The sequence below is a fragment of the Streptomyces sp. NPDC058401 genome (assembly GCF_042722885.1).
Taxonomy (GTDB): Bacteria; Actinomycetota; Actinomycetes; order Streptomycetales; family Streptomycetaceae; genus Streptomyces.
In genome coordinates, this window is record NZ_JBHXKA010000032.1 from 39,779 (window position 1) to 54,985 (window position 15,207).

General features: G+C 71.1%; 17 protein-coding genes and 1 tRNA gene. 16 read left to right on the plus strand and 2 right to left on the minus strand.

What is annotated here, in order from left to right; translation table 11 throughout:
• Nucleotides 1–12: 12 nt before the first annotated feature.
• On the minus strand, nt 13–741 hold the full coding sequence (locus ACFWNV_RS14785; protein ID WP_383945862.1) for a GNAT family N-acetyltransferase: 729 nt from the start codon (nt 739–741) through the stop codon (nt 13–15).
• A gap of 191 nt (nt 742–932) precedes the next feature.
• Between ACFWNV_RS14785 and ACFWNV_RS14790 the strand changes: the two genes are divergently transcribed.
• The 3 genes from ACFWNV_RS14790 (at nt 933) to ACFWNV_RS14800 (ending at nt 3,635) form a co-directional block, all read left to right on the plus strand.
• The gene (locus tag ACFWNV_RS14790; protein WP_383945864.1) at nt 933–1,361 is read left to right on the plus strand and encodes a universal stress protein; all 429 of its coding nucleotides are present in this window, start codon (nt 933–935) and stop codon (nt 1,359–1,361) included.
• A 119-nt stretch (nt 1,362–1,480) separates the two neighbouring features.
• Nucleotides 1,481–2,395, plus strand: coding sequence for a DMT family transporter (locus ACFWNV_RS14795; protein ID WP_383945867.1), 915 nt, complete (start codon nt 1,481–1,483; stop codon nt 2,393–2,395).
• A gap of 55 nt (nt 2,396–2,450) precedes the next feature.
• Nucleotides 2,451–3,635: a cytochrome P450 gene (locus ACFWNV_RS14800; RefSeq protein WP_383945870.1), complete on the plus strand. Its 1,185-nt coding sequence runs from the start codon at nt 2,451–2,453 to the stop codon at nt 3,633–3,635.
• 83 nt (nt 3,636–3,718) lie between these two features.
• Here the strand turns inward: ACFWNV_RS14800 and ACFWNV_RS14805 are convergent, their stop codons facing one another.
• Nucleotides 3,719–4,723, minus strand: a complete 1,005-nt coding sequence (locus ACFWNV_RS14805) for a Gfo/Idh/MocA family oxidoreductase (protein WP_383945872.1) — start codon at nt 4,721–4,723, stop codon at nt 3,719–3,721.
• 236 nt (nt 4,724–4,959) lie between these two features.
• Here ACFWNV_RS14805 and ACFWNV_RS14810 point away from each other — a divergent pair, with 236 nt between their 5' ends.
• The 13 genes from ACFWNV_RS14810 (at nt 4,960) to ACFWNV_RS14870 (ending at nt 15,166) form a co-directional block, all read left to right on the plus strand.
• Nucleotides 4,960–5,949 carry a sugar ABC transporter substrate-binding protein gene (locus tag ACFWNV_RS14810; RefSeq protein ID WP_383945875.1) on the plus strand — a complete coding sequence of 330 codons (990 nt, stop codon included), beginning with the start codon at nt 4,960–4,962 and terminating at the stop codon, nt 5,947–5,949.
• Nucleotides 5,946–7,001 (plus strand): ABC transporter permease, encoded by a 1,056-nt coding sequence (locus ACFWNV_RS14815; protein ID WP_383945877.1) that lies wholly within the window; start codon nt 5,946–5,948, stop codon nt 6,999–7,001. The genes ACFWNV_RS14810 and ACFWNV_RS14815 overlap by 4 nt, the downstream gene beginning before the upstream one ends.
• Before the next feature lie 2 nt (nt 7,002–7,003).
• A complete protein-coding gene (locus ACFWNV_RS14820; RefSeq protein ID WP_383945879.1) occupies nt 7,004–7,885 on the plus strand; it encodes an ATP-binding cassette domain-containing protein in 882 nt (293 codons plus the stop codon).
• 16 nt (nt 7,886–7,901) lie between these two features.
• Complete coding sequence (locus ACFWNV_RS14825; RefSeq protein WP_383945882.1) at nt 7,902–9,065, plus strand: ROK family glucokinase; 1,164 nt, start codon at nt 7,902–7,904, stop codon at nt 9,063–9,065.
• On the plus strand, nt 9,062–9,652 hold the full coding sequence (locus ACFWNV_RS14830; protein WP_383945885.1) for a hypothetical protein: 591 nt from the start codon (nt 9,062–9,064) through the stop codon (nt 9,650–9,652). Before ACFWNV_RS14825 ends, ACFWNV_RS14830 begins: the two co-directional genes overlap by 4 nt.
• A 39-nt stretch (nt 9,653–9,691) precedes the next feature.
• Nucleotides 9,692–9,766, plus strand: a tRNA-Trp gene (locus ACFWNV_RS14835).
• A gap of 43 nt (nt 9,767–9,809) precedes the next feature.
• A complete protein-coding gene (locus ACFWNV_RS14840) occupies nt 9,810–10,442 on the plus strand; it encodes an MBL fold metallo-hydrolase (RefSeq protein ID WP_383945886.1) in 633 nt (210 codons plus the stop codon).
• A 30-nt stretch (nt 10,443–10,472) separates the two neighbouring features.
• Nucleotides 10,473–11,252 carry an exodeoxyribonuclease III gene (locus ACFWNV_RS14845; RefSeq protein ID WP_383945889.1) on the plus strand — a complete coding sequence of 260 codons (780 nt, stop codon included), beginning with the start codon at nt 10,473–10,475 and terminating at the stop codon, nt 11,250–11,252.
• Nucleotides 11,253–11,345: 93 nt separating this feature from the next.
• The gene (locus ACFWNV_RS14850) at nt 11,346–11,786 is read left to right on the plus strand and encodes a DUF6278 family protein (protein ID WP_383945892.1); all 441 of its coding nucleotides are present in this window, start codon (nt 11,346–11,348) and stop codon (nt 11,784–11,786) included.
• A gap of 143 nt (nt 11,787–11,929) precedes the next feature.
• A complete protein-coding gene (locus tag ACFWNV_RS14855; RefSeq protein ID WP_266903477.1) occupies nt 11,930–12,673 on the plus strand; it encodes an amino acid ABC transporter ATP-binding protein in 744 nt (247 codons plus the stop codon).
• Nucleotides 12,674–12,696: 23 nt separating this feature from the next.
• A complete protein-coding gene (locus ACFWNV_RS14860; protein ID WP_383945895.1) occupies nt 12,697–13,620 on the plus strand; it encodes a glutamate ABC transporter substrate-binding protein in 924 nt (307 codons plus the stop codon).
• Nucleotides 13,621–13,637: 17 nt separating this feature from the next.
• Complete coding sequence (locus tag ACFWNV_RS14865) at nt 13,638–14,282, plus strand: amino acid ABC transporter permease (RefSeq protein ID WP_383945898.1); 645 nt, start codon at nt 13,638–13,640, stop codon at nt 14,280–14,282.
• A complete protein-coding gene (locus ACFWNV_RS14870; protein ID WP_383945900.1) occupies nt 14,279–15,166 on the plus strand; it encodes an amino acid ABC transporter permease in 888 nt (295 codons plus the stop codon). Before ACFWNV_RS14865 ends, ACFWNV_RS14870 begins: the two co-directional genes overlap by 4 nt.
• The last annotated feature ends 41 nt before the right edge of the window (nt 15,167–15,207 follow it).

The window sequence follows — 15,207 nt, forward strand, 5'->3', positions numbered from 1 at the left end:
GCGGCCCGTACGTCACGGTCGCGCAGGGGCGGCGGCCGTGCGCAGTTCGGCCAGCGAGCGGCGCTGGACCGCCCGGTCGTCGAAGTTCCCGGGTGCGAGCCAGGCCTCGAAGCCCTGCCTGACCGCGGGCCATTCGCTGTCGGTGACGGAGTACCAGGCGGTGTCGCGGTTGCGGCCCTTGTAGACGATCGCCTGCCGGAAGATTCCCTCGAAGGTGAAGCCCAGGCGCTCCGCCGTCGTGCGCGACGGGGCGTTGAGGCTGTCGCACTTCCACTCGTAGCGCCGGTAGCCGAGGTCTTCGAAGACGTACCTCATGGCGAGGAACTGGGCCTCGGTCGAGACCGGGCGGCGCTTCATCACCGGGGAGAACATCACGTTGCCGATCTCGACGACGCCGTGGTCCGGGTCCTGCCGCATCAGCGAGAGGGAGCCGGTCGCCGTGCCGGTGGCGAGGTCGATCACCGCGTAGTGCCGCGGGTCTGCGGAGGCCGCCGCGGCTTCGGCGTAGCGGCGGTAGTCCTCCGGGGACGCGAACGGGCCGGTGAACATGTACGTCCAGTCCCGCTGGTCGGACCCGCTGACGTAGGCCGCGTGGAGCTCGGCGGCATGCCGGTCCGCGTCCAGCGGCTCCAGCCGGCAGCGCCCGCCCGTGAGCGTGACCGCGGCGGGCAGGGGCCGCGGGGACCAGCCGGGCACGGGCTCGCCGATGGGCTGGCCGTACTCGTTGAGGCGAAAGGACATTGCTTCTCCCGGGTTCACAGGCCTGAATCCCATACCAGCATGAATATCTGCAAACCACGCGCATCCCATGGTCGCCCCTGCCGAAAAACACGCCCCAATTCCCTATAGTCGCCACGAAGCGGACATGGCCGCAGGGCGCAGCCGCAGGACACGGTCACAGGGCACAGGACACAGTCACAGGAGGCAGGCACATGGGCAGGATCGTGGTGGGCGTCGACGGGTCCGCGCCCTCGTTGAAGGCGCTGGTCTGGGCCCAGCGCCAGGCCGAACTCTCCGGCGCCGACCTGGAGGCCGTCACCAGCTGGGACTTCCAGGCCTGGGCCGCGACGGTACCCGGCGCCGTCGCCCCGGACTTCAACGCGGAAGAGCTGGCGCACCAGATCCAGGACGAGGCCATCGGCAAGGTGCTCGACGCGGAGGCGGCCCGGAAGGCGACCCGCACCATCGTCCTCGGCAGCCCCGGCCGTGTCCTCCTGGAACGGGCCGAGGGCGCCGAGCTCCTCGTCGTCGGGGACCGCGGCCACACCGGACTCGTCGCCACCCTCCTCGGCTCCGTATCGCTCCACGTCACCCAGCACGCCCCCTGCCCCGTCACCGTCGTCCGCGGCGCCGTCTCCTGACCGGGCCCGGCCGGCGGCCAGGTAAAACGCTCGACCGGCCGATCATGCTCGGGTAGCTTGGGCGGGCCCCCCGTGCGAGCCGCCGAAGTCTCCACCTGCCTTCTGCCGTTGGAGAACCGGTGTCCACCATCGCCGCCCCCGCTCCCGTCGCCGCCCCCCGCCGGGCCTGGCTCGCCGATCTGCCGGTGCTGCTCGTCGCCGTCGTCTGGGGCGGCAGCTACCTCGCCGCCAAGGGCGTCACCACCACGCACACCGTGATCGCGGTGCTCGTCCTGCGCTTCGCGCTGGTCCTGCCCGTCCTGGCCGTCGCCGGCCGGCGCAAGCTGCGCGCGCTCACCCCCGCCCAGCTGCGCGGCGCCGGAGTGCTGGGACTCGTACTCGGCGGAATCTTCCTGCTGGAGACCTACGGGGTCGTCCACACCTCCGCCACCAACGCCGGGCTCATCATCAGCCTGACCATGATCTTCACCCCGCTCGCCGAGTCGGCCGTCCGGCGCACGGCCCCCTCGCCCGCCTTCCTCGGCGCCGCGGCCGTCTCCGTCTGCGGGGTCGTGCTGCTGACCCAGGGGGCGGGCTTCGCCACCCCGGGCCTCGGCGACCTCCTCATCCTCGGCGCCGCGCTCGCGCGGACGGCGCACGTCCTGCTCATGTCCCGGATCAAGGCAGTGCAGGAGGCGGACTCGCTCTCCCTGACCACCGTCCAGCTCGGCACCGCCGTCGCCGTGTTCGCCGTACTGGCCCTGCTGCCCGGCACTGGCGCGAGCCCCTGGGCGGCCGCCGCCGACTTCGGCCCCGCCGAGTGGGCCGGGCTCGCCTTCCTCTCCGTCTTCTGCACCCTGTTCGCCTTCTTCGTCCAGATGTGGGCGGTCCGCCGCACCTCGCCCTCCCGCGTCAGCCTGCTGCTCGGCACCGAACCCCTCTGGGCCGCCGCGGCGGGCATCGCCATCGGGGGCGAGCGGCTCGGCGCGGCCGGTTTCGCGGGGGTCGCGCTGGTGCTCGCGGGCACCGCCTGGGGGCGCCGCGCGGCTGGCTGAACGAATGGCCGAAAGCCGCTCCGGAGCAGATCAACTCCCGGTCTAGGGTGGCCACATGCCGGTTCTGGACCTCAGTACGATCGCCGAAGACTTCAACGAGAACCCGTACCCCCACTACGCGCGCATGCGCGCGGAAGCGCCCGTCCACCGGGTGAAGGCGGCCGACGGCCAGGAGGTCTGGCTGATCGTCGGTCACCAGGAGGCCCGCCAGGCCCTCACCCACCCCGCGGTGTCCAAGAACTGGCTGGCCTCCGGGCTCTACACGGACCGGGAGCGGACCGAGGCCAGCGCCAACATGATGCGCGCCGACCCGCCCGACCACACCCGGCTGCGCCGGCTGGTCTCCCGCTCCTTCGCCCCCGGCCGGATCGAGGGGCTGCGCCCGCGCATCCAGGAGATCGTCGACGGACTGCTCGACGGGATGGAAGCCCTCCCCGGGCGCCGCGCCGACCTGATCGAGGCCTTCGCGCAGCCGCTGCCCATGACCGTGATCTGCGAGCTCCTCGGGGTCCCGGAGGCCGACCGCGGCGCCTTCCGCGGCTGGATCACCGAGATGGTCTCGCCCACCGGGGTCGAGTCCGAGAACGCGGCCGTGCGCGCCATGACCTCGTACACGGCCGAGCTCGTCGACGCCAAGATCGCCCGTCCCGGCGAGGACCTGCTCAGCGACTGGGTGACGAGCCGGGGGGACGGGGGAGACCGGCTGTCCCGGCAGGAGCTGGTCGCCATGGCCGTCCTGATGATGGTCGGCGGGCACGAGACCACCGTGCACCTGATCTCCAACGGGATGCGGGCGCTGCTCACCCACCCCGAGCAGCTCGCCGCCCTGCGCGCCGACCCCGGCGGCCTGATCGACGGCGCCGTCGAGGAGATCCTGCGCTACGACGGCCCGGTGGAGACGGCCACCTTCCGCTTCGCCGGCACGGACCTGGAGATCGGCGACACCTTCATCGAGGCGGGCTCCGCCGTACTCGTCTGCCTGGCCGCGGCGGACCGCGACCCGGCCCGCTTCGACCGCCCCGACGCGTTCGACATCCGCCGCACCGGCCGCGGCGGGCACATCGCCTTCGGGCACGGCATCCACCACTGCGTCGCCGCCCCGCTCGGCCGGCTGGAGGGCCGGATCGCGATCCGGTCCCTGGTGGAACGCTTCCCCGGCCTCCGGGAGGAGCCGGCCGTCCTCACCTGGACGCCCGGGACCCTGGTCCGGGGGACGACCCGGCACCCGGTGCGCTGGTAGCGGGCATGCACTTAGGGACTCGGGGGACGCGCGTACGGACTCGGGGCACGCAGGTACGGAGTCGGGGCGTCCGCTCACCGGCCTCAGAGGTCCGGGAGCTCCTCCAGGGCCACCCGGCGCCGCTCCCGCCGCGAGAGCTCACAGGCCTCCGCCACCCGGAACGCGGCGAGCGCCTCGGCCCCGTCGCACGGATTGGGGCCCTCGCCCCGCACCAGCCGGACGAAGGCCGCCAGCTCGGCCTCGTAGGCGGGGGCGAAGCGTTCCAGGAACCCCGGCCACGGTTTGGTCGCCGGGGGCGGGCCCTGCGGTTCGGTCGAGGCGATCGGCGTGCGGTCGTCCAGCCCGGTGGAGACCTGGTCCAGCTCCCCGGCCAGCTCCATCCGTACGTCGTACCCGGCGCCGTTGCACCGCGTACCGGTACTGGAGACCAGCGTCCCGTCGTCCAGGGTGAGGACGGCGGAGGCCGTGTCGATGTCGCCCGCCTCCCGGAACTGCGCCGGTCCGGCGTCCGACCCGGTCGCGTACACCTCGCGGACCTCGCGCCCCGTGACCCAGCGGACCATGTCGAAGTCGTGCACCAGGCAGTCCCGGTACAGCCCGCCCGAGGTCCGCAGGTACGCGGCGCTCGGCGGCGAGGGGTCCGCGGTCGTGGTCCGTACGGTGTGCAGCCGCCCCAGGGCCCCGGAGCGGACCAGGTCGCGCGCCGTCGTGTAGCCCGCGTCGAACCGGCGCATGAACCCGATCTGGAGCACCCCGCCGGCCGCCGCCACCTCGCGCAGCACCGCCAGGGTGCGGCCCAGGTCCGGGGCGACGGGCTTCTCGCAGAACACCGGCAGCCCGCCGCGGACCGCCCGTACGACGAGGTCCGCGTGCCCCTCGGTGGCGCAGGACACCACCAGCGCGTCCACGCCCCAGGTGAAGATCTGCTCGACGGTGGGCGCGGCCGTGGCCCCGAGCCGGTCGGCGAGCCGCACCGCCCGCGCGGGGTCGGCGTCCGCGAGCAGGAGCGAGCCCGCGTCCGCCTGCCGGGCCAGTGCCGCCGCGTGGAAGGAACCGATCCGGCCCGTTCCGATGAGCCCGATGCGCATGCACTCAACGTGGCCCCGTCCGGGGGAGCTGTCAATCTGTCCCGCTGTGTCCGGCACGGTCCGCAATGGCCCCGATGACCTTGCATGGTGCACTGTGACGGATACTGGGCGGCTGCGGCTTGAAACATATGACCGTTTTGACGACCGGGTACCGCGGCGGGACAGCGCTCGCGGAACGGCCCGACAAGCGAAAGGCACGGGCAGACGTGGCTAGGGTTCGGACAGGGGTACGCCTCGTGGGCGCGGTGCTCGCGGCGGTACTGGGTGCCTCCCTCGTGGGCTGCAGCAGTACGGGCGGCAAGCGCGCCGAGGACCGCGCGAAGGCCGAGGCGGCGGGCCGGCCCGCCGTCTCCACCCCGCGCTGGACCTTCGCGATGGTCACCCACGCGGGAGACGGCGACACCTTCTGGGACATCGTGCAGAAGGGGGCCAAGGAGGCCGCGGCGAAGGACAACATCAACTTCGTCTACGCCCACGACGACCAGGCACAGCAGCAGGCCCAGTTCGTCCAGAACGCCATCGACCAGAAGGTCGACGGGCTGATCGTCTCCCTGGCCAAGCCCGAGGCCCTCAAGGACGTCCTCGCCAAGGCCGTCAAGGCCGGCATCCCGGTGATCACGGTCAACTCGGGATCCGCCCAGTCCGCCGCCTACGGGGCCCTCACCCACATCGGCCAGGACGAGGTGATCGCCGGCGAGGCGGTCGGCACCGAGCTGGGCAAGCGCGGCCGCAAGAAGGCCGTCTGCGTCCTGCACGAGCAGGGCAACGTGGGCCACGAGCAGCGCTGCGCCGGAGCGAAGAAGACCTTCGGCGAGTCCGGCGGGACCATGGAGAACCTGTACGTCGAGGGCACCAACATGCCGTCCGTCCAGGCGGCCCTGCAGGCCAAGCTCCAGGCCGACCCCTCCGTCGACGCGATCGTCACCCTCGGCGCGCCCTTCGCCCCCACGGCCGTCAAGGCCAAGGACGCGGCGGGCAGCAAGGCCGAGGTCGACACCTTCGACCTGAACGCCTCCGTGGCCCGCGACCTGAAGTCCGGCGCCCTCGGATTCGCCGTCGACCAGCAGCCCTACCTCCAGGGCTACGAGGCCGTGGACCTGCTCTGGCTCTACCGGTACAACGCCGACGTGCTCGGCGGCGGCCTGCCGGTGCTCACCGGGCCGCAGATCGTGACCGGGGCCGAGGCGGCCACGCTGGAGCCGTACATCAACCGGGGCAGCCGATGAGCACCGCCACCAAAGCCCCCGCTCCGGCCCCCGCCCCGCGCGACGAGCGGCTCGCCCCCACCTCGCTGCTGCGCCGCCTGCTCGGCCGGCCCGAGCTCGGCGCGGTCGTCGGCGCGGCCGCCGTCTTCGTCTTCTTCTCCTTCGCCGCGGACAGCTTCCTGCGGGCCTCCAGCCTCAGCACGATCCTGTACTCGGCCTCCACCATCGGCATCATGGCCGTCCCGGTGGCCCTGCTCATGATCGGCGGGGAGTTCGACCTGTCCGCCGGGGTCATGGTCACCTCGTCGGCGCTGCTCAGCTCGATGTTCAGCTACCAGATGACCGCCAACGTCTGGGTGGGCGTCCTCGTATCGCTGCTGGTCACCCTGGGGATCGGCTTCTTCAACGGGTTCATGCTGACCCGCACGAAACTCCCCAGCTTCATCATCACGCTCGGCACCTTCCTGATGCTGACCGGCCTGAACCTCGGCTTCACCAAGCTGATCAGCGGCTCGGTCTCCACCAAGACCATCGCCGACATGGAGGGCTTCTCCTCCGCCCGCGCGCTCTTCGCCTCGCAGTGGACCTTCGGGTCGGTCACCCTCAAGGTCACCATCCTGTGGTGGCTGGTCCTGGTCGCCGTGGCCACCTGGATCCTGCTGCGCACCCGCGCCGGTAACTGGATCTTCGCCGTCGGCGGCGGCGCGGACGCGGCCCGCGCGACCGGCGTGCCGGTCGTGAAGACCCGTATCGGCCTGTACATGGGCGTCGCGCTGTGCGCCTGGATCTCCGGGCAGCACATCCTCTTCTCGTTCGACGTGGTCCAGTCGGGCGAGGGCGTCGGCAACGAGTTCCTCTACATCATCGCGGCCGTCATCGGCGGCTGTCTGATGACCGGCGGCTACGGCTCGGCCATCGGCTCCGCCGTGGGCGCCTTCATCTTCGGCATGACCAGCAACGGCATCGTGTACGCCCAGTGGAACCCGGACTGGTTCAAGTTCTTCCTCGGCGCGATGCTGCTGCTGGCCACGCTGCTCAACGCATGGGTCCGCAAGCGGGCGGAGGCGAAGTGACGATGACCGAGACCGGAGCCGGGGCCACCCCGGACACCGCACCCGCCCTGGTGAAGCTGACGGAGGTCAGCAAGTACTACGGCAACATCCGCGCCCTCCAGGACGTCTCCCTGGAGGTCTCGGCCGGCGAGATCACCTGTGTCCTCGGCGACAACGGCGCCGGCAAGTCCACCCTGATCAAGATCATCGCGGGGCTGCACCGGCACGACGCAGGCACCTTCGAGATCGAGGGCGAGGAGACCGTGCTCGCCAACCCGCGCGCCGCCCTCGACCGCGGCATCGCCACCGTCTACCAGGACCTCGCCGTGGTCCCGCTCATGCCCGTCTGGCGGAACTTCTTCCTCGGCTCCGAGCCCACCAGGGGCCGCGGCCCCTTCCGCCGCCTCGACGTGGAGCTCATGCGCCGGACCACCCGCGCCGAGCTGCTGCGCATGGGCATCGACCTGCGGGACGTGGACCAGCCCATCGGCACCCTGTCCGGCGGCGAGCGGCAGTGCGTGGCCATCGCCCGCGCCGTCCACTTCGGCGCGAAGGTCCTCGTCCTCGACGAGCCCACCGCCGCCCTCGGCGTCAAACAGTCCGGGGTGGTCCTCAAGTACGTGGCCGCGGCCCGTGACGCGGGTCTCGGCGTGGTCCTGATCACGCACAATCCGCACCACGCCCACCTGGTCGGGGACCGGTTCGTGCTGCTCAAACGCGGCACCATGGCGGGCAGCCACACCCGCGACTCGATCACCCTGGACGAGCTCACCCGGCAGATGGCGGGCGGCTCCGAGCTCGACGAACTGAGCCACGAACTGGAGCGAGTGGCAGAATCAGGACCTGACGACACATCCGGCCCTGACAACACATCCGGCCCCGCCAAGGGCACCACCGCATCCTGAGGGACGACACGACTCGATGAGCACGTACCGGGACTTCACGCTCGCCCACCGGGGGGCGGCGCGGGGCACCGTCCTGCGGACCATCGGGACCCGTGAGCGCAGGTCGCACCTGACCGCACCGCGCGTTCCGACCGTCGGCATCGACATCGGCGGCACCAAGGTGATGGCCGGCGTGGTCGACGCCGACGGGGTCATCCTGGAGAAGATCCGCGCCGAGACCCCCGACAAGTCCAAGAGCGCCAAGGTGGTCGAGGACACCATCGTCGAGCTGGTCCTCGACCTGTCCGACCGGCACGACGTGCACGCCGTGGGCATCGGCGCCGCCGGCTGGGTCGACGCCGACCGCTCCCGCGTCCTGTTCGCCCCGCACCTGGCCTGGCGCGACGAACCGCTGCGCGACGCCCTCCAGTCCCGGCTCGCGGTCCCGGTCATGGTGGACAACGATGCCAACACCGCCGCCTGGGCCGAGTGGCGCTTCGGCGCCGGCCGCGGCGAGGACCACCTGGTCATGATCACCCTGGGCACCGGGATCGGCGGGGCCATCCTCGAAGGCGGCCAGGTCAAGCGCGGCCGCTACGGGGTCGCCGGCGAGTTCGGCCACATGCAGGTGGTCCCCGGCGGCCACCGGTGCCCCTGCGGCAACCGCGGCTGCTGGGAGCAGTACAGCTCCGGCAACGCCCTGGTCCGCGAGGCCCGCGAGCTGGCCGCCGCCGACTCCCCGGTCGCGTACAACCTCATCGCCCGGGTCGGCGGCAACGTCCACGAGATCACCGGGCCGCTCATCACCGAGCTGGCCCGCGAGGGCGATGCCATGTGCATCGAGCTCCTCCAGGACATCGGCCAGTGGCTCGGCGTCGGCATCGCCAACCTCGCGGCCGCCCTCGACCCCTCCTGCTTCGTCATCGGGGGCGGTGTCAGCGCCGCCGACGACCTGCTGATCGGCCCCGCCCGCGACGCCTTCCGCCGCCACCTCACCGGCCGCGGCTACCGCCCCGAGGCCCGCATCGCCAAGGCCCAGCTCGGCCCCGAGGCCGGCATGGTCGGCGCCGCCGACCTCTCCCGGCTCGTCGCCCGCCGCTTCCGCCGGGCCACGCGCCGGCGCGTCGAGCGGTACGAGCGCTACGCGCAGTTCGGCCGGCGCGACATGACCACCGGCCCCGAAGACCAGGAACAGCAGTGACCCCGCCCTCCCTGCCCCGCCAGGCCCCGTCCCCCGACGAGCGGTCCGGGGAGCCCACCCCCGCCGAGGACCGCAAGCACGTGGTGCGGCGCCGCTGGATCACGGCGATCATCATCCTGCTGCTCGTCGGCGTCCCGGCCGGCTACCTCGCCGTCTCCGCCCAGCAGAGCCGCCAGAGCGGCCGCGACAAGGCCGCCAAGGTCGGCGCCGCGAAGGTCCGCACCGGCTGGCCCTCCAAGGTGCAGCGCAGCATCTACGAGGTCCCGATCCCGGTGAAGGCCTCGCGGGTCGGGTACCTGGAGACCAACAACTGGCACACCAGCCGCCTGTACGTGCAGTTCGGCGTCACCCCCGAGGAGCTCGACACCTTCCTCGCCGAGGCCGGCACCAGCCGGGAGGCCCTGACCAGCGGGGTGTCGATCTCCCCGGGCGACACCGCGTCCGCGGGCTGGCGCTTCGGCTCGAAGGGCAAGTGGTACGGGACCACCCTGGACGCCCCGGACCCCCGGCCCACCCGCGACATCACCGTCGACCTCAGCCACCCCGGGTACCCCAAGGTCTACGTGGTCTCCACGGCGGTGCCGTAGGAGCTGTCCTGCCTCGCGGGTACAGTGCGCCCCGGAGGCGGAGCCGTAGCGCAGAGGTCGTCGCGCGCGGTCTCCAAAATCGCGAGGACGCCGGTTCGAATCCGGTCGGCTCCGTCTTCCCCGCCTGTACGGGCGCCCGCGGCGCTAGCCTTGGATCATGAAGCTCACCAAGCGGCTGCACTCCTGCGTCCAGCTGGAGAAGGACGGGCTCGTGCTCGTCATCGACCCGGGCGCCTTCAGCGAACCGGACGCGGGCCTCGGCGCCGACGTCCTGCTCGTCACCCACGAGCACCCCGACCACTTCGAGGAGGGCCGGCTGCGCGCCGCCCTCGACGCGAACCCGGCGGCGCAGCTGTGGACCCTGCGCAGCGTCGCGGAGAAGCTCGCCCCCGCCTATCCGGGCCGCGTCCACACCGTGGGCCACGGCGACGCCTTCACCGCGGCCGGCTTCGACGTCCAGGTGCACGGCGAGCTGCACGCCGTGATCCACCCCGACATCCCGCGGATCACCAATGTCGGCTACCTCGTGGACGCCTCCGTCTTCCACCCGGGCGACGCGCTGACCGTGCCCGCGACCCCCGTGGAGACCCTCATGCTCCCGGTGCACGCGCCCTGGAACAAGATCGCCGAAGTGATCGACTACGTGCGCGAGGTCAAGCCGCGCCAGACCCTCGCCATCCACGACGCCGGCCTCACCGACATCGTGCTGCCGATCTACGCCAACCAGATCGGCAGCCTCGGCGGCGCCGAGTACGGCCGACTCACCGCGGGGCACACCGCCGACCTGTGACTGTCGGTGCCGGGCGGTAGGTTGGACGGCATGCGTATCGCCACGTTCAACGTCAACTCCATCACCGCCCGGCTGCCGCGCCTGCTGGCCTGGCTGGAGAGCTCCGCCACCGATGTCGTGTGCATCCAGGAGACCAAGTGCTCCGCGGAGCAGTTCCCGTACGAGGAGCTCCGCGCCCTGGGCTACGAGTCCGCCGTCAACGCCACCGGACGGTGGAACGGCGTGGCCCTGCTCTCCAAGGTGGGCCTGGAGGACGTGGTCGTGGGGCTGCCCGGCGGGCCCGACTACGAGGGCGTCGAGGAGCCCCGCGCGATCTCCGCCACCTGCGGCGGCGTACGCGTCTGGTCGGTGTACGTGCCCAACGGGCGCGAGGTGGACCACGACCACTACGGCTACAAGCTGGACTGGTTCCGTGCCCTGTCGGCCGCCGTCGCGGAAGACGCGGCGGGGGAGCGCCCCTTCGCGGTGCTCGGCGACTTCAATGTGGCTCCGACCGACGAGGACGTCTACGACCCGGCGGTCTTCGAGGGCCTGACCCATGTCACCCCGGCCGAGCGGGCCGCCCTGGAGCAGCTGCGCGCGGCCGGACTCTCCGACGTCTTCCCGCGCGCGCTCAAGTACGACCGGCCGTACACCTTCTGGGACTACCGGATGCTGGCCTTCCCGAAGAACAAGGGCATGCGCATCGACCTGGTCTACGGGAACGAGGCCTTCGCCAAGGCCGTCACCGACTCCTACGTGGACCGCGAGGAGCGCAAGGGCAAGGGCGCCTCCGACCACGCCCCGGTCGTCGTCGACCTGGAGGTCTAGCCGCACCCCGGGCGTCGCGGAACGGGCCCTTCGCCCGTGATCCTTCAGGCGCGCCCTATGGCCGGTCGCGGATCCTGGTGTCAGGCTGACTCCATGAACATCCCTTTCCTGGCCAATTGGATCAACCGACATGAAACGGACCGCGGCGCGGGGCTCGCCGCGGCCCTCGCGGACGATCCCGAGGGCATCAACGAGTTGTTCGCGGAATGCGAGATGCTGCGCGCCCACGCACGCTCGGCCGGGCTCGAACTCGACGAGAGCCCGCGCTCGTTGGAGGAGATCGACCAGCTGATGCCGCGCTGGCGCCGGGATCCGGAAATCACCCCGTGGCTCGGCAACGACGCGGGCTTCTACCTCGGCACGGTGATCGTCCGCTCCGTTCCGGGCGCCGCCTGGCAGGTGTGGCCCAACGGGCAGCCGATGATCCGGCTGGCCTCGGGCCGCGAGCTGAACGTGGTCGAGTCGGGGGTGTCCTGGGCGATGACGGGATCCCCCGAGCTCAGCCAGGCGTACGCCGAGGCCTCGGAGGGCTGAACTGCCCCGGAATGGCGCGCCGCCACGAAAGGCTGACCTCGGGGGCCTTTATGCGGCTTTTAGGCGTGTCGCGGTGAAGTGCCCTTCCGCGGCTGGATAGTTTGCGCTGACCTCGACACACCGACAAGTGGGCAGGGCAGCGTATGGCCGTCGATCCGTTGATCGAGCTGCGGGACGTCAACAAGCACTTCGGACAACTGCACGTCCTCCAGGACATCAACCTCACCGTCGGCCGCGGGGAGGTGGTGGTGGTCATCGGCCCCTCCGGCTCCGGGAAATCCACCCTGTGCCGGGCGATCAACCGGCTGGAGACCATCGAGTCGGGCACGATCACGCTCGACGGGAAGCCGCTGCCGGCCGAGGGCAAGGAGCTCGCCGCGCTCCGCGCGGACGTGGGGATGGTCTTCCAGTCCTTCAACCTCTTCGCGCACAAGACGGTCCTCGCCAACGTCTCCCTCGCCCAGATCAAGGTCAGGAAGCGCAAGAAGGAGGAGGCGGACAAGCGCTCCCGCGAACTGCTGGAGCGGGTCGGCCTCGCCGACCAGGCCGAGAAGTTCCCGGCCCAGCTCTCCGGCGGCCAGCAGCAGCGCGTGGCCATCGCCCGGGCGCTCGCCATGAACCCCAAGGCCCTCCTCTTCGACGAGCCCACCTCCGCGCTCGACCCGGAGATGATCAACGAGGTGCTGGAGGTCATGCAGCAGCTCGCCGCGGAGGGCATGACCATGGTCGTGGTCACGCACGAGATGGGCTTCGCCCGCTCCGCCGCCAACCGCGTGGTGTTCATGGCCGACGGAAAGATCGTCGAGGACCGGACCCCGGAGGCCTTCTTCACCGCCCCCGAGAGCGACCGGGCCAAGGACTTCCTCTCCAAGATCCTCAAGCACTGAGGGGCGGCCCGATGAGACACCCGATGGAACGCGCGCGCCCGCGCATCCGCACCGCGGCCCTCGCCCTGGCCCTCGTGCTCGTGGGCGCCCTCGCCGGATGCGGGAAGTCCGGCAGTCCGCCGGTCAAGGGCCCGCAGCCCGAGGACCTGCCCGTCTACCAGGTCGCCACCGGCTTCCAGCTGCCGGACTCCCCGACCTGGCAGAAGGCGAAGAAGCGCGGCCACCTCGTGGTCGGCGCCAAGGAGGACCAGCCGTACATGGGGGAGAAGGACCCCGCGAGCGGCCGCTACTCCGGCTTCGACATCGAGATCGCCAAGATGATGTCGGCCTCGCTCGGCTTCGACCCCAAGACGATCGAGTTCAAGACCATCGCGTCCGCCAACCGCGAGACCGCCCTGCAGAACGGCCAGATCGACTACTACGTGGGCACCTACACGATCAACGACAACCGCAAGAAGCAGGTCGGCTTCGCCGGCCCCTACTTCATGGCCGGCCAGTCCCTGCTGGTGCGCAAGGGGGAGACGGAGATCAAGGGTCCCGAGGACCTCGACGGCAAGAAGGTCTGCTCGGCCGCCGGCTCCACCCCGTACCAGCGGCTCCAGAAGGAGTTCCCGCGGGCCGTCCTCGTCGCCTACGACACGTACTCGGTCTGCGTGGACAACCTGCTGACCTACCAGGTCGACGCGGTCTCCACCGACGATTCCATCCTCCTCGGCTACGTGGCCAAGGTCCCCGAGGAGCTCAAGGTGGTCGGCAAGCCCTTCTCCGAGGAGCCCTACGGCATCGGCGTCCCGCGCTCCGACAACGCCCTGCGGTTCGCCCTCGACGACGCGCTCGCCGCGAACGAGAAGAACGGCAACTGGAAGAAGGCCTACGAGGCCACGCTCGGCCTCTCCGGCCAGCCCGCGCCGACACCGCCCGCCATCGACCGCTACCCGGCGAGCTGAGGGGAGAGCGCACCGCCATGGACGTACTCACCAAAAACTTCTCGCTCTACGGGAAGGGCTTCCTCGGCACCGTGGAACTCACGGTCTACGCCTCCCTGCTGGCCCTGGTCCTCGGCTTCCTGATGGCCTCCTTCCGCGTCGCCCCCGTCGGCTCCTTCCGGGTCTTCGGCACCGTCTGGGTGACCATCCTGCGCAACACCCCGCTCACCCTGCTCTTCTTCGCCGTCCTGCTGGGCCTGCCCCGCTTCGGCCTGGTCCTGCCCTTCCAGCTCTTCGCCGTGCTGGCCCTGGGCTGCTACACCTCGGCCTTCATCTGCGAGGTCCTGCGCTCCGGCATCAACACCGTGCCCAAGGGCCAGGGCGAGGCGGCCCGCAGCCTCGGCATGTCCTTCGGGCAGACCCTGGGCACGGTCGTCCTGCCCCAGGCCTTCCGGTCCGTGATCCCGCCCATCGGCTCCACGCTGATCGCGCTGGCCAAGAACTCCGCGATCGCCGGGGCCTTCAGCGTCACCGAGCTGCTGGGCACGTACAAGACCCTCAACGAGCTGGGCTACAGCATCATCTGGACCTTCGTCTGGATCGCGGTGGGCTACCTGATCATCACCCTGTCCATCAGCGCGCTGTTCAACGTGCTCGAAAAGCGCTACGGAGTCGCCCGATGACCGCGCACGCGCTCCACGGTGACCTGGAGTCCACCGCCCTCTACGACCTGCCGGGCCCGCGCGCCCAGCGCCGCCACTTCTTCTACGGGATCGGCTCGACGGTCCTCATCCTCGGGCTGCTCGGCTGGCTGCTCTACCTGCTCTTCGACACGAACCAGTTCACCGCCGCCAAGTGGAGCCCCTTCACCTACAAGGGCATCCAGGAGCTGCTGCTCAAGGGGCTCTGGAACACCCTCAAGGCCTTCGCCTACGCCTCGGTGCTCTCGCTCGTGCTCGGCGCGGTGCTCGCGACGGGCCGCCTCTCGGTCCACCGGCCGGTGCGCTGGCTGTCGACGCTGTGCGTGGAGTTCTTCCGGGCCATGCCGGTGCTGGTGATGATCTTCTTCATCTTCGTCGCGCTCAAGGTCCAGCCGCTGCCCGCGCTGGTCGCCGGACTGACCCTGTACAACGGCTCGGTGCTGGCCGAGGTCTTCCGGACGGGCATCAACTCCGTGGAGAAGGGCCAGCGCGAGGCCGCGTACGCCCTGGGCATGCGCAAGACCCAGGTGATGACCTACGTCCTGGCCCCGCAGGCGGTCCGGGCGATGCTGCCCACGATCATCAGCCAGCTCGTGGTCGCCCTGAAGGACACCTCGCTCGGCTACCTGATCACCTACGAGGAGTTCCTGCACGCGGGCAAGCTGATCGCCTCCAACCTCGACTACGACCTGCCCTTCATCCCCGTCGTGATGATCATCTCGCCGATCTACATCGGGATGTGCATGCTCCTGTCCTGGTTCGCCACCTGGGTGGCCCGGCGCGAGCGCCACAACCCCAAGACGAAGGCGGTCGGCGTCGACATCGACACGGCCGACCCCTCGGCGGCGCTGCCGGGCCGGATCTGACCCGGAGGGCGAACCCCCAGAGCCACACCCGGCCCGGCTGC